General features: G+C 68.5%; 12 protein-coding genes and 1 pseudogene. 2 read left to right on the top strand and 11 right to left on the bottom strand.

Annotated elements, in window-relative coordinates:
- Positions 1–44: 44 nt before the first annotated feature.
- Positions 45–1,304 (bottom strand): oxygenase MpaB family protein, encoded by a 1,260-nt coding sequence (locus tag MVF96_RS13920; RefSeq protein ID WP_247449393.1) that lies wholly within the window; start codon positions 1,302–1,304, stop codon positions 45–47.
- A gap of 139 nt (positions 1,305–1,443) precedes the next feature.
- Between MVF96_RS13920 and MVF96_RS13915 the strand changes: the two genes are divergently transcribed.
- Positions 1,444–2,094: an MBL fold metallo-hydrolase gene (locus tag MVF96_RS13915; RefSeq protein WP_247449391.1), complete on the top strand. Its 651-nt coding sequence runs from the start codon at positions 1,444–1,446 to the stop codon at positions 2,092–2,094.
- Here MVF96_RS13915 and poxB read toward each other — a convergent pair.
- Positions 2,091–3,827, bottom strand: coding sequence for a ubiquinone-dependent pyruvate dehydrogenase (poxB, locus tag MVF96_RS13910; protein ID WP_247449389.1), 1,737 nt, complete (start codon positions 3,825–3,827; stop codon positions 2,091–2,093). The genes MVF96_RS13915 and poxB overlap by 4 nt on opposite strands.
- A 130-nt stretch (positions 3,828–3,957) precedes the next feature.
- Between poxB and MVF96_RS13905 the strand changes: the two are divergent.
- Positions 3,958–4,989 (top strand): annotated as a pseudogene (locus MVF96_RS13905) (LLM class flavin-dependent oxidoreductase).
- Between the two features lie 29 nt (positions 4,990–5,018).
- Here the strand turns inward: MVF96_RS13905 and MVF96_RS13900 are convergent.
- The 9 genes from MVF96_RS13900 to MVF96_RS13860 all read right to left on the bottom strand — a co-directional run bounded on the left by MVF96_RS13900 (position 5,019) and on the right by MVF96_RS13860 (position 14,320).
- The gene (locus MVF96_RS13900) at positions 5,019–5,648 is read right to left on the bottom strand and encodes a GyrI-like domain-containing protein (protein ID WP_078113831.1); all 630 of its coding nucleotides are present in this window, start codon (positions 5,646–5,648) and stop codon (positions 5,019–5,021) included.
- A gap of 10 nt (positions 5,649–5,658) precedes the next feature.
- Positions 5,659–6,462, bottom strand: coding sequence for an ABC transporter permease (locus MVF96_RS13895; protein ID WP_078113817.1), 804 nt, complete (start codon positions 6,460–6,462; stop codon positions 5,659–5,661).
- On the bottom strand, positions 6,459–7,457 hold the full coding sequence (locus MVF96_RS13890; protein ID WP_078113816.1) for an ATP-binding cassette domain-containing protein: 999 nt from the start codon (positions 7,455–7,457) through the stop codon (positions 6,459–6,461). The genes MVF96_RS13895 and MVF96_RS13890 overlap by 4 nt, the downstream gene beginning before the upstream one ends.
- Positions 7,458–7,488: 31 nt before the next feature.
- On the bottom strand, positions 7,489–7,974 hold the full coding sequence (locus MVF96_RS13885) for a PPOX class F420-dependent oxidoreductase (protein ID WP_058253174.1): 486 nt from the start codon (positions 7,972–7,974) through the stop codon (positions 7,489–7,491).
- A 28-nt stretch (positions 7,975–8,002) separates the two neighbouring features.
- A complete protein-coding gene (locus MVF96_RS13880) occupies positions 8,003–9,049 on the bottom strand; it encodes a serine hydrolase domain-containing protein (protein ID WP_247449387.1) in 1,047 nt (348 codons plus the stop codon).
- A gap of 228 nt (positions 9,050–9,277) precedes the next feature.
- On the bottom strand, positions 9,278–10,585 hold the full coding sequence (locus MVF96_RS13875; protein WP_247449385.1) for a polysaccharide pyruvyl transferase family protein: 1,308 nt from the start codon (positions 10,583–10,585) through the stop codon (positions 9,278–9,280).
- Positions 10,586–10,675: 90 nt separating this feature from the next.
- Positions 10,676–12,304 carry an FAD-dependent monooxygenase gene (locus MVF96_RS13870; RefSeq protein WP_247449383.1) on the bottom strand — a complete coding sequence of 543 codons (1,629 nt, stop codon included), beginning with the start codon at positions 12,302–12,304 and terminating at the stop codon, positions 10,676–10,678.
- A gap of 117 nt (positions 12,305–12,421) precedes the next feature.
- Complete coding sequence (locus MVF96_RS13865; RefSeq protein WP_247449381.1) at positions 12,422–12,835, bottom strand: hypothetical protein; 414 nt, start codon at positions 12,833–12,835, stop codon at positions 12,422–12,424.
- 57 nt (positions 12,836–12,892) lie between these two features.
- A complete protein-coding gene (locus MVF96_RS13860; RefSeq protein WP_247449379.1) occupies positions 12,893–14,320 on the bottom strand; it encodes an FAD-binding oxidoreductase in 1,428 nt (475 codons plus the stop codon).
- Between the last annotated feature and the right edge of the window lie 73 nt (positions 14,321–14,393).

Here is a 14,393-nt window from a genome sequence, read left to right as displayed (position 1 = left end):
TGCGCATTCGAGTCCAACTCCGGAGTAACTCTCCGACACCGCGGTCAGCGCCGGAGACCTTTCCCGTGGGCGTACTCGGCCGGGCGACCCGAGGTCTGCCAGTCGTGCCAGTTCTCCCGATGGCGGCACATCCACTTCTCGTGAAGTCGACGGAATCGAGGTGAGAGTCGACGGGTGGTTTCGACGACGATCACCACCGGTAGTCGGAGCACGATGACGAGCATCCCCGGAACCGGACTGGGCATCCGGTAGCGCAGCCGCGTCGTGGGCAGCATGTAGATGCTCGAGTACGCCGCGTACATCGCCGCGTTGTATGTGCCGCGCAACCGCTGCAAGCCGGTCGACCCGCGCTTCGCGAACGCGGCCGGGAACGACTCGATGAGCTCTGCGCCGTCGGCCCCGGCGTCGTAGGTGCGGGTGGACGTGACGAAGGCCAGCAATCGCAACGAGTCGGCGATCGTTTCCGGATACCACTGCGTGCGCACCCCGAGTAGGTGGCCGAGGTAGCGCTGATAGTGCAGCAGGACGCGGATCTCGCGGGGTGTCGTCTGTACTCTGGTCAGCCACAGCGCCATCGCGGGCACCACGCTGCCGCCCAGCAGGGTCAGTAGTTGGTAGGACTGACTGATCGGGTCGCCCCAGCGTCGGCGGTCCCATTCCGGGTGTTCGGCGACGGTGCGCCGGACCCACACGTGCATGATGCGTACCCGCATCGCCGTCGCACGACCCTGCGACCCCGGCGTCAGCAACGCGCCCGGGTGCGAGACGTCGATCCAGAAACGCGAGGTCTCCAGGAAACGTCGCAGAGCGTTGTCGCCCGCATAGCCCCCGGCCAGCGAGAGCGGTTTCGCGACCGCGGCCTCGGTGTACATCTCCAGGGTGATCCCCCCGGCGACGCTGAACAGGCCGGTACCCCACCGGCGCCAGATGGCCTCGCCCTCCGTGATCAGCTCGGGGTCGACCCAGTCGGGCACCGTCTCGAATTCCTCGAACAGGTCGACCAGTGCCGGCGGGGGATCGTCGATGCTGTCCAGGCCGTCGGTGAGTGCCTGATCGAGCAGGGCCCGGGCCGCCTCGCCGCCCAGCGTGCCGTAGACCTCGTCGACGAATCGTTCGGCCACGGGATCGGTGCGGAACATGTCCTCGGCGAAGGTGCGGAGGTTCTCCGGCTCCGGGAAGAGGTCTTTGCGGGTGAACTGCCGTACCAGCGCCCGCACGCCTCGCAGACGCTGGTTGGTCATCGCGGACTCGTAGGCGACCGCCGCCGGAAAGGCAGGAGTATCGGGTGGCAGCGAGGTGGACACAGGACTCCTGACGTGAGACGGATTCCTAGATGTGTATCACCCGCGGTGCTCTGCTGACCAGTCGGCAACGGCGTCTTGACTTCAAGTGAACTCGAAGTTGCACCGTGGTGGGACATCCAACCAACTCGTGGAGGTATCGATGCGCCGCGTATTCGCCGACCTGTGGGAGACCAGCTCCGACAACCCGTTTCCGGGACTGACCACGCATGGCTACCTGTGGAGGTCGACTCGAAATGTCCTCTTCTACTCGGTTGCGTCGGACTCCGAGTTCGATGAGCTCTACCGCCTGGGTGGGATCGACGAGCAATATCTGTCGCATCAGGATGAGGCCGGGCCGCTGCTGGCTGCGATCCACGGACGATTCGGGACGACACTGCACGCTCCTTTCGCCGAAGCGGACCGGATCGGCCGCTACGCGCGGATCGGGGTGGGGCTCGCGGACCGGCACACGGACGGCAACGGGGTCGAGGTGATCCCGACACCCGGCCATTCCCCGGGTAGCACGAGCTACCTGGTGCACGGCGCCGACGGCGACCGCTACCTGTTCACCGGGGACACCCTCTATCGCAGCGAGTCGGGGCGGTGGACCGCCGGGTATCTCCCGGGCATCAGTGACCCCGTCCAGCTCGCGGGGAGCCTCGAACTGCTGGCCACTCTTGCCCCGGACGTCGTCATATCGAGCGCGTATGCGGGGGAGTCAGCCGTTCACCGTGTCGACACGTCCACCTGGACAGCCGGTGTCACCGAAGCGATTCTCGGCCTGCAGGTGGCTGCGGACCGAAACGCCTAGTCGAACAGCCGCCGGAAGAGATTGGTCTCGGCGAGGTCGACCAGTTCGTCGCCGCGTCCGGACAGTACGGTGCGGAGCGCGTACAGCGTGAAGCCCTTGGCCTGGGCGGCGGTGATCGTCGGCGGGATGGACAGCTCCTGCCGAGCGGTGACGACATCGAGCAGCGCCGGACCATCGTGCGCGAGGAGCTCGTCGACCGCACCGGCCAGGTCGTCCGGCCGCTCGACGCGCCGACCGTGGATACCGAGCGACTCCGCCAGCGCGGCGAAGTCCGGATTCTCCAGATCGGTTCCGTAGTTGACGAATCCGGCCGCCTTCATCTCGACCTCGACGAAGTTCAGCGACGAGTTGTCGAAGACGACGATCTTCACCGGCAGGTTGTTCTGGGTGATGGTCAGCAGCTCGCCGAGCAGCATCGCGAGCCCGCCGTCGCCGGCGAGCGCAACGATCTGGCGGTCCGGGAAGGCGGTCTGTGCGCCGATCGCCTGGGACACGGCATTGGCCATCGAGCCGTGGGTGAACGAGCCGATCAGGCGACGGGCCCCGTTCATCTCGAGGTAGCGCGCCGCCCACACCACCGGTGAGCCGACGTCGGGGATGAACACCGCGTCGCGGTCGGCTTTCTCGCTGATGAGGCGGGTGAGGTACTGCGGGTGGATGGGCGTCCGGTTGCGGTCGTTGTCGGCGAGGTCGTCGAGGCGGCGCCGTGCCGTGGCGTAGTGGGCCAACGAGGTCGACAGGTGTGCGGAGTCGCGGCCGGTGGAGATCTTCGGCAGGAGCGCACGGGCGGTGTCGCCGACATCGCCGACGAGTGGCAGGTCGACGGGGCAGCGTCGACCGATCTGCTCGCCACGGATGTCGACCTGGATGATGGTCGCCTTCGACGGATAGAACTGTTCATAGGGGAAGTCGGTGCCCAGCATGAGCAGTGTGTCGCACTTCTCGATCGCCCGGTATCCGGACGAGAAGCCGAGCAGCCCGGTCATTCCCACGTCGTAGGGGTTGTCGTACTCGATGAATTCCTTGCCCCGCAACGCGTGCACGACGGGGGCCTGCAGGGCACGGGCGAGCTCGACGACCTCGTCGTGAGACCCCTGCACCCCCGCCCCGGCGAGAATAGTCACGCGCTCGGAGGCGTTGAGAGTGTCTGCGGCGCGGTCGATCTCGGCATCGGTGGGGCGGGTGACCCGCGGGATACGGCGGATGGGGGCGCCGGCGCGCCGTTTCGGGCACGGCGCCAGGAAGGTCTCGCCCGGGATGACGAGGACCGCCACATCCTGTTTCTCGACCGCGGTGCGCAGGGCGATGTCGAGCAGGCGCGGCATCTGGTCGGGCGTGCCGACCATCTCGCAGAAGGCGCTGCATTCCCGGAACAGCTGCTCGGGGTGGGTCTCCTGGAAGTAGCCGGTGCCGATCTCCGTCGCCGGGATGTGCGCGGCGATCGCGAGGACCGGGACACGACTGCGGTGTGCGTCGAACAGTCCGTTGATCAGGTGCAGGTTGCCGGGCCCGCAACTTCCCACGCACACCGCCAGTTCACCGGTGAGCGCGGCTTCGGCGGACGCGGCGAACGCCGCCGACTCCTCGTGTCGCACATGTCGCCACGAGATGGTGTCGTTTCTCCGCAGGGCATCGGTGAAACCGTTGAGTGAATCACCGGGCAACCCGTGGACGTGCCGGACTCCGGCGCGCTCGAGTTCCTCGACGATCCTCTCCGCGACAGTGGGCGGCATGGCGATCCGTTCGGTCGGCGGCGGTGTGCCCCGACTATAGACGCGGCGCGCCGGTGTGACCTTCGAAGAATTCGACCCACCCTGATTCGCCGACATGTCTCCGCTGCCAGACGGTGTGAAAATCGATTGCATGCCACGACGCGGTGAACCACTCCGGAAGCTCGGTTTCCTGACGATCGGACGCTTCGACGGTGACGACCCGCGCCCCGGTCACCTCGAGACGCTCCGGATGATCGAGCTGGCCGAGCAACTCGGCTTCGACAGCGTGTGGGTGCGCAACCGGCATCTGCAGTACGGCATCTCCTCGCCGGTGGCCCTGCTGGCGGCCGCGGCGGTGCGCACCAGCCGTATCGAGCTCGGTACCGCGGTGATCCCGCTCGGTCTGGAGAATCCGCTGCGGCTGGCCTAAGACCTGGCGACGGTCGACATCCTCAGCGGGGGACGGCTCAACCCGGGGGTCTCCGTCGGTGTGCCGATGCGCTACGACGACTTCAAGACCGCGCTGTATCCCGAAACCCATGCGCTCGAGAACTTCTCGAAGGACCGGGTGGTGAGGCTCCTGGACAACCTGCGGGGCGAACCCGTCAGCGACTTCGAGGGCACCGTCGGGATAGAGACGTTCTCCCGACGGGTGCAGCCGCATTCGCCGGGTCTCGCCGATCGGGTCTGGTACGGAGGTGGATTGAGCTCGGCGATCTGGGCGGGCCGGCAAGGCATCAACTATCTGACCTCGTCGGTGGTGACCACCGAGGGCACGGAGTCGCGCGACTTCGCGACCATCCAGGCCGAACACATCGACGCCTACCGTGCCCATCACGTTAACCCCGACCGTGCGCGCGTGTCCCAAGGGCTCGTGGTGATCCCCACGGATTCCGCGACCGCGGACCAGATCCGCAAGTACCGGGCGTATGCCGACAGTCGGTTCGAGCGCACGCTCACCCCGCAGGGCCCGCGGGGCCTCCTGTTCTCGCCGGACCTCGTCGGACCGTCCGATGAACTCGCCGAGAGACTGTATGAGCACGCGGGATTCCAACGCGCCACCGAGGTGGCCTTCGCGTTGCCGTTCTCCTTCGACGAGCCGGACTACCTGCAGATCGTGGGTGATCTCGCCGGGCAGCTCGGACCGGCACTCGGATGGACGCCGGCCGGCGGGACTTCGTAACGAGTAACCCTGCGATGAAGCATCTTTCGCTACGGGATGGTGGAGGACTCGACCGGTTGACGCAGCAGGGTCCGAAGTTTCTCCGGAGCTACTCGGCGGAAGTCGCTGAAGTAGATCTCATGGTGACGGCCCGACATGCGTAAGCCGTTGTCGGGTATGAACCGATCGTGCATCTCGGCCAGCACCGGCCCCTCGTCGTCGAAGGGCCCGTGGTGCAGTGTCTGAACACACGACCCCTCGTCCAACGACTCCGTGCGTAGATCGGCGAGACGCGGCGGGGGCTTCGTCGCGCCGGCCTCGAGAACAGCGGCGTCGAGCAGGTCCTCGCCGATCCAGTCGGGAACCATCAGCATGAGCGTCCAACTCCAGCGGCCCTTGTCCCGGGCGCCGGTGAAGGTGCTCATGTCGTCGGCCCACCAGAGCCCCTCGAGGGGCGGGACGACGTAGTCACGGCCGAGTTCACGACTGCTTGCGAACTTCAGCTTGTACGCAACCGGATACAGCGTCTCGATCGACGCCGCGAACTGTGGTGTCGAGTTGGGGTCGCCCGATCCGTCGATCATCAGGTAGCGCATGGCCGGAACGTCGAGAATGCGGAACTGGCCGCGCCGCGCCTTGTACGAGTCCAGCGTCTTCTTGAAGTCCACCTTCTCGGGCACGCCCTCGACACTATCCGGGAATGCGTCGCCGCTCATAGGTTCGCAGCGCGAGAAAGTATGCGGCCCCGCCGATGGCGAGACTCCAGGCGAGCGAGGCGACAACACTCGCGGTGGGGACCGGAGCGTCGGTGAGGGTTCCGCGCAGGACCTCGATGACGGGGGTGAAGGGCTGGTACTCGGCGAATTGCCGCAACCCGGTGGGTAGGGATTCGGCCGGTACGAAACCCGTGCTGAGGAACGGCAGGATCGTGAGGAACATCGGTGTGTTGCTGGCGGTCTCGACGCTCTTGGCCGCCAGCCCGAGGTAGACCGAGAGCCAGATCAGCGCGACGGAGAACACGGAAGTCACGCCGAGCGCGCCCAGCCAGTCGAGCGGACCGGCCGACGGCCGGAATCCGATACCGACCGCGACGGCGAGGACCACGACGATGCTGAACAGCGCCTGCAGGAGGCTGGCGAGTACGTGACCGGTGAGGACAGCGGAGCGAGCGATGTCCATGGTGCGGAAACGGTTGATGATCCCCGAGGTCATGTCCATGGCAACGACGATGGCGGTGCCCTGAACCGCCGACGCGACAGTGACCAGCACGATCCCGGGCACCACATAGTCGAGGTAGGCGGCCCGCCCGCTGTCGCCGGACTGCGTGGTCATCCCGGCGCCGAGCTGGCCCCCGAACACGAAGACGAACAGCAGCAGGAAGACCACCGGGATGCCGACCAGCATCACGGTGAGCACCGGGAACTTGATGAGCCGCCGAACGTTGCGGCGGACCATGACCCGCGAATCCGACACCGTGTGTGCCAGGGTCGTCATGAGGCGGCTCCGGACGGATCCGGGTCGGTGGCACCGGGTTCGCCGGTGTCGGCATCGGCGGCCGCGGAAGCGGGATTGCCGGTGAGCGCGAAGAACACATCGTCGAGGGTCGGGGCGTGGACACCGACGTCGGTGACCGTGATGCCGGCGGCCTCCAGCTGGTTCAAGGTGGTGCGGACAGTGGTGACGGTGTCGTCGGTCGCGATGTCGAGGCGTCGTGCTTCGGGAACCGGACGCGCATCCGGCAGAAGCGATGCCGCCTTGTCGAAGGAGTCGCGGTCGGCGAAGGTCAGGCGCACCTCGGAGTCGTGCACCCGGCTCTTCAATTCGGCGGCGGTGCCCTCGGCCACGATGTGGCCGTGGTCCAGGACGGCGATGCGGTCGGCGAGCTGGTCGGCCTCCTCGAGGTACTGCGTGGTGAGGAAGATCGTGACGCCTTCGGCGGCGAGCCGGGAGATGGTCTCCCACAGCATCCGTCGACTCCTGGGGTCGAGACCCGTGGTCGGTTCGTCGAGGAAGATCACTCGCGGAATGGACACCAGAGTCATGGCGAGATCGAGGCGCCGACGCATGCCGCCGGAGTAGGTCGACACCGCGCGGTCGGCGGCCGCGACCAGATCGAACTGCTCGATCAACTCCTGGGCGCGGGCCTGTCCGTTGCGTCGGCCCAGCCGTCGTAGGTCGGCCATGAGCACCAGATTGTCCCGCCCGCTGAACAATTCGTCGACCGCGACCGACTGGCCGGTGACACCGATCATCGCGCGCACCGCACGCGTCTGCGCGACCGTGTCGTATCCGCCGATCGTCACCGTCCCCGAGTCGGCGGGGAACAGGGTCGACGCGATGCCGACGGTCGTGGTCTTGCCGGAACCGTTCGGCCCCAGCAGGGCGGTCACGCTGCCGGCGGGTATCTCGAGATCGATGCCGTCGAGAACGCGGTGTCCGCCATAGCTTTTCGTCAACCCGCGGATCTCGATGTCGGCGCCGGTGGTCAACCGATCGGGTCCGTCCGGCGGGCCGGTGCGCTCATCGGTCCTGCGCGTCGAGCCGGGCCGCGACCTCGGCGGGGAATCCGCCGGTGGCCACCGGACCCCACCTCGTCGGCGTGATGCGGATCAGCGACTTGCCCTGTGTTCGCATCGCCGCTCGGTACTCGTCCCAATCGGGGTGCTCACCGGAGATGCTGCGGAAGTAGTCGACGAGCGCGTCCTCGGCCTCGGGCATGTCGAGGACCTCGGCATCACCGTGGACCTGGACCCAGGCGCCGTTGAAGTCGTCGGAGAGCACCACGACACTGGCCACCGGCGTGTGCCGGAGGTTCGCCGCCTTCGCCCGGCCGGGATAGGTCGAGATGACGATGCGGCCCTGCTCGTCGACCCCACCGGTGACCGGCGACATCTGCGGGCTGCCGTTGGAGCGGACGGTGCTGAGGATCATGTGGTGGCGCGGCCGGATGAACTCCAGCAGTTCGGCACGGTCGACACCATCGGCTTTCGCGACTGTTCTGGCCATGCGCCGACCTTACGCCGGGACCGGGGTCTCAGGGCAGCGCGGCGATGAGGCCGGCCTGGACGGCGCTGACCGGGGTCGTCGACTTGCCGTCGACCGTCATCGCGTCGTCGGTGTTGATCACGATGATGATCGTCGTGTCCGAATCGTAGTTGTGGAACAACGAGGTGTTGTATCCGGGGAAATCCCCGTCGTGACCCCACCATCCGTCGCGGTTGCCGATACCGATGCCGTATCCGGAGGTGGCGGTGTTCGGTGGCGGCGAGGTGAGAATCGAGTCCCGGCGCAGTTGTTGGGTCGCCGGATTCAGGACGCCCTGCCCGGTGAACAAGGCCTCACCCCAGGTCTGCAGGTCGTCTACGGTCGAGATGACGGCACCGGCGGTGGACGCGAAGGACGGATTCCAGCGCGTCGAGTCGACCGTCTGCCCGTCGGGCTGGCCCTGGTCGGTGAGGCCGTCGAGGTGTGGGTCGGGGATCTCGACCGACCCGCCGGGCCACGAGGACTCGTCCATGCCCAGGGGCGTGAAGATCCGGTCGGCGAAGACCTCGCCGATGGGTTTCGCGAGCACCTTCTCGATGACCAGGCCCAGCAGGACGTAAGTAGTGTTGGAGTACTCCCAGCCCTGCCCGGGCGGAAAGCTGGGTGGCAGCGCCTTCGCGGTGTCCACCAGTTCGGTGGGCGTCCAGACGGATTCGGGGTCGGCGAAGAACTTCCGGTCGAAGGACTCGGACGCGGTGTACGACGGGATGCCGCTGGTCATGTCGGCGACCTGGCGCAACGTCGCGCTGCCGTTCGGGGCGTCCGGGACGAACCTGTCGATGCGGTCGTCGAGCGAGACGCGGCCCTCCTGGACGAGCTGCAGCAGCAGGGTGGCCGTCATCGTCTTGGTGAGCGAGCCGATGCGGGTGTGATCCGCCGCCCGGATGGGATCGTCCCCGCCGGCCGCCCGGACCCCGGACGTCCCCGTCCAGGTTCCGGCCGGTGAGATGACCCGGGCGATGACGCCGGGGAGATTCCCGGCGGCCCGGGTGTCGTCGATCGCCTTCTGGAACGCCGCCGCGGTGTCGGCCGGCACCGAGGTCGTCTGACCCGAGCCGGGCGCTGCACTCGACGATCCCGCACCGGATGCCGTCTCCGAGGGTGAGCATGCGACGAGGCCGAGTACGGCCGCTGCACCGATCGTCCATGCATGCGGAGGAGGGCCGTGGCGCGCACGGGGTTTCGGCTCATGTGGTCACTCTAACGGCAGGTCGGCGCACCGAGGCGACTTGGCGCAAATGGGACAACGTCCGGGGCGGGTATGTCAGATGCGGTGCGCCAGCGCCGGCGAGACCGGGTAGATGTCGACGGCCGTGGCGAGCTTCGAGGCGACGGCCCGCTCCCGCGCCACCGGGTCGAAACCCCGCCCGTACGGCCGGTCCGGGACGGACGTACCGGAATCCACCACCGTCCAGTCCGAGCCGGCCTCGACCAGTGACCAATGTTTGGTGGTGTAGTAACCCGGCATCGCCGCGACCGCGATCCCGGGATCGCCCGCGGCCGCGGCCATCAGGTGCGGGTGGAACCGCGTGCTGATCCAGGTGTTGTGGTGACCGGCGGGCAACCCGTCGTTCCAGACGTCGCGGAAGGTGCGCACGGTGGCACCGGCCAGACGTGTTCCGAGCCGGTAGGGAACCTCGTAATCGTGTCCCGGGATTCCCTCGACGACGGTGACCGCCGAACCGGGCACGTCCCAGGAGTCGAGCGTTGCCCGCACGAAGTCGGCCAGGGCCTCGACGCCGGTCGCCCGCGGTCCGGCGAACTTCTCGGTGAGGTCGGACTGCAGGCACAGCACGACGCCGTTCTCGGCCGGTGTGTCCATCTCTCGATACAGCGGAGGCCGGGGCCGGTGGAGGGTCAGCCACGCGTCGTCCCCGGAATGACGTGCGCCGATGATGCCGTCGAGTACGTCGTACGACGCGGTGTCGCGCACGTCCACGACGTCGAATGCGGCGAACGCCTCGGTCAACGCCGCGCACGCTGGGCCCTGCAGCGCGGGAACGAGTCCCTGACCCGTCGCGGCGAGGCGCGCCCCGGAGCGCCGGGCCACCGCGGCAGCTGCGACGAACAACGAGACATGGTGTGGCCACACGGTATTGAGGTAGCCGCCGCCCAGAAGGTGGATGGTGGTCGCCGACTCCAGGAGGTCGATCCCGGCGGTCAGTCGCGGCGCCAGACCGGAGTCGAGGGCGGCGGCGGCGACCCACTCCCAGGGCGCGGGTTGTTCGGCCTCCGCGGCGAAAGTCGTCAACTGCCACAGGGTGTCGACGACGAGCATGTTCGGGTGGGCATCGCGCAGCAGCGTCGTGGCCGTACCCGGGCTGTGGCAGTCCAGCACGACCGTGGCATTCGGACGCACCCGGGTCAGGTGCCGCAACCAGGTTCGCGCGATCAGTTCGTCGCCGTAGTTCGGGTGACCGGCCGGTGCCACCAGGTAGATCACCTCGCCGGCACCCATCGCGCGGCCGAGACGTGACTCGGCGGAGCGCTGCCGGACCGAGGTGCCGATGCGGTCGGCGAGCACGCCCGCGGCCCGGAACAAGGGGTGGTTGGGTGCCGGTCTGCTGGTCACGATCCCCAACGTTACGGCGTGCGCGGCCGGTGGCCCCGGACGGACAGAGATCGACCGACACCGGCGGCGGGCCGATGTGAGGTGCAGCCGCTACCCGAAGGTGCCCTCGAGGTGACGCAGCGCGGCCTTACCGTCGCTGGTCGGCCCGCGGTACCCGACATACCCGTCGGGCCGGATGACGAACACCGTCGAACCGTCGGGGCGGTAGCCATCGGCGAAGCGGCCGTCGGTGTCCCGGAGCAGCGGTAGCTCGGTGCTGCCGACCTGCGCGGTCGGCGCGGCGATCACATGGATGTCGATGTGGCCGTGCGCCTTCGCCGACATCTCGTCGGCTAGTGATTCGAGCACCGCGACCTCGTCGGCGCCGGCGGTGGGGTCGGCGTACAGGACCAGCGAATGGTCGACGCCGCCGATCACGTCGAACAGTCGCAGCGGGAAATTGACGGAATCGCGGCTGAGGCCGGCGGCATCCGGTGCGCGTTCACCAGCGCGCGGCGCGGCCGGCGCCGTCGGCACCGCCGACCCGGCGACGAGCGGACTGTCGGCGTAGGAGATCAGCAATTGGCCCTCGCGCCGCATGACGAAGTCCAAGTCGTTGGAATCGGTGCCGATGCCTTCGCGGGCGTCCCGGACCGTGCGTCCCACGACCTCCTCGCCGACGGGCCGACGTTCGAGGTCGTAGCTGTCGAGGAGTCCGTCGGAGCCGACACCCGCGACGGCGAGGGCGAGCTTCCAGGCGAGGTTGTGCGCATCCTGCACGCCGGTGTTCATCCCCTGCGCACCCGTGGGTGGGTGGATGTGGGCGGCGTCGCCGGCGACGAACACGCGTCCACGACCGTAGGAATCGACGATGCGGTGACTGATCCGGAACACCGAGGACCAGCGCAGGTTCGACACCGTCGCGGGTTCCGGTGCGAGGCGGTCGACCACGGCCTGGATGTGGGACAGTTCCGGCGCCCTGGTTCCCTCGAAACCGTGCGCCACACCGTCTCCGCTGGTGGTCGGTGCGACCGCGAGTTCGTCGGGGACGAGCATCGACATCCGGTAGCGGCCGCGGCCGGGAAGGGGAATGCACACCAGCTGGTCGTCGGTCGTGCCGTCCGCGGTCTGGTGCATCGAGCGGATTGCGTACCCCTGGGGCATCGACCAGTCCGCCACGACGTCGCCGAGCATGTACTGCTCGGTGAAGGCCGCGCCTTCGAAGGACAGCCCGAGTCCCTTGCGCACCACGCTGTGGGCGCCGTCGGCGCCGAGCAGATAGCCCGCCCGGATGGTCGTGTCCCCGTCCGGGCCCGTGAGGGTCACGGTCACCCCGTCTGCGTCCTGGTCGAACGCGGACACGGCGGTACCCCGGTCGATCTCGGTACCCAGATCGGTCAAGCGCTCACGCAGGATCCGTTCGGTCGCGTACTGGGGGAGCAGGTGGAATCGGTAGGGCACATCCGGTGGCGTCGACAGATCGACCCGCGAGACCTGACTTCCGTTGACGTAGACGAGTTGTCCGCGCATCTCGAGCCCGGCGTCGAGGACCTGTCCCACGACGCCCATGCTCTCGAAGACCTCGAGCGTCCGCGGTTGGATCCCGACCGCCTTGGCGTACTGCGGGGGTTCGAGGAGCGGATCGACGATCCGCACGCGGACTCCGCGCCTGCGCAGCTCGATGGCGGCGGTCAAGCCGATGGGGCCGGCGCCGGCGATCAGGACATCGACTTCGGTCATGGAATCCTCCCGTTGTCGGCAGTCGCCGACACTCTGAGGATTATCGGGCGGGTGGCATCCCACTGCCACCAGAACGGAGAAATCGGACGTCAAAAGGACGGTCGATCCCGGCCCCGGTCATCTCGGGATGGCGGCGGGGCCGATCGTCCGAGCGCCGAGTTGCGCGACTCTGGCCCGCAATTCACGGTCGGCAGTGACCACGATGCGCTCGCGACGAGGATCCGAATCCGCGACGACGCCGACGATCGTGTCGTCCCCCGAACCCGGCGCGTCGACGATCCGGACCTGTTCGCTCGCCACGACACCGCGGGCCCGACCCTCGACGACCAGCACCACCTCGAGTGGCCCCGGCAGTCCTTCGAGTCCGCCGACGGCGACGGAATCGAGACGCGTCCGCAACCGTTCGGTGGCTCCGCGGCGATCGCGCCACCACCCGTCGGGCACCGAACCCACGACGTTGGCGGCGTCCACGACGAGCAGGGGCCGGGTGTCTGGCGTGCGATCGTGCCGGGGTCCGGACAGTTCAGACATGCCGACCATCAGTCCACATCCGGCCACCCGGGGCAAGTGCGCTGTCCGATCGGCCGATCACAGGTCGCCGTGACAGAAGCGATTCGCCGGGTCGAGGGCGGCCTTGATCTCGTCGAGCCGGCGACGGTTGTCCGCGCCGAACGCGTCCGCGGCCCGGGCGACGCGTTCGGAGCCCGAGGTGAAGTTGAGGTAGGCGGCGCCGGTCACGTAGGGCTCGAGCTCGGCGCGGGTCACCCGCAACGTCGACTCGACGGCCAATGCGACGTGCGGATCGGGCACCGCCGCAACGAGTTCGAGAAGGAACCGGCCCTGTCGCCCCCGATCGTTGGGCGCGTTGTCCGCGCTGCGAGCGATCGCTCCGCCGGCGTGGCGGATCTCGCCGCACACGATGAGCGGCGCCGACGCCGGGGCCGGCCGGACCCGCGCGGCGACGATGTCGACCGCCTCGTCGGGGAGATCGTCGAACCATTCGGTGGTGACCATCACCGGCATCGGCTCGGTCGGGTCCATGCTGACGGCGTCGATCGCCGCGAACGGCAGCGCACCCCACATGTCGACGACCGGCGTGCGCCACCTGCGCCATTCGTCGACGACCGCGCGACCGGCGTCGAGGTCCCCGGACCAGCAGCCCCGCACGACTGCGAAGCTCCGGCCGCGTAGCGGCGCCGGGACGTCGTCCGTGGGCGGGAGGTTGAGAATCGCGACGGCCGACGTCAGCTCCTCGGACTGGGCGGGCGCCCAGTCGCGGAACCGGCGGATGATCTCCTCGGCGTCGGCGGCCGGATAGAAGAGGTTGCCGGCGTACACGGTCGACACCTCGACGAGCGCGATCTCCATGGACGTCACGACACCGAGACCGCCGGCGCCGGCGCCCCGCAACGCCCAGAAGAGGTGCGGGAAACTGGTATCGGTGACCCGGATCGGCGTCCCGTCCGGAGTCACCAGGTCGAACGAGAGCACGCGGTCCGACGAGAGGCCGTGGCGTCGACCGAGCCAGCCGAAACCGCCCCCGAGGGTGTAGCCGACCGCCCCGACCCCGCCGGCCGAGCCCATCAGTGGCGCGAGACCGTACGGCGCCGCCGCATCGACGACCGTTCGCCATGGGGCGCCGGCGCCGACCCGGGCGGTCCGGGTGACGGGGTCGACGCTCACCGACGAGAGCCGGGAGGTGTTGATCAGCAGTCCGCCGTCGGCCGGTCTCCCCGTGCCGTGACCGGTCGCCTGGACGGCGACGCGTAGATCTTCCTCGACGGCGAAGCGGACCGCCTCCACGACGTCGAAATGATTGTCGGGCACGGCGATCACGGCCGGGCGGTGCACGTCGAGTCGGTTGAAGCCGGATCGCGCGTCGAGGTAGCCGGTATCGCCGGGGCCGAAGACGTCGCCGGCGATCCGGTCGCGTAGTTGCGCAAGGACCGAGGTACGGGTCCGGACGGTGAGGCGTTCGGCGTGCTCGGGCAGGGAGGAGGCGGGTGTTGCGGGCATCGGCAGGTCCTCGGTCGCGGCCGGAACGATCCGGCGGAGTTCGTCGGGCTCCGGACGACGCCGGAGTCCTGAT

The sequence above is a fragment of the Gordonia hongkongensis genome, from assembly GCF_023078355.1.
GTDB classification, from domain to species: Bacteria; Actinomycetota; Actinomycetes; order Mycobacteriales; family Mycobacteriaceae; genus Gordonia; species Gordonia hongkongensis.
This window is presented reverse-complemented; position numbering and strand designations above follow the sequence as displayed.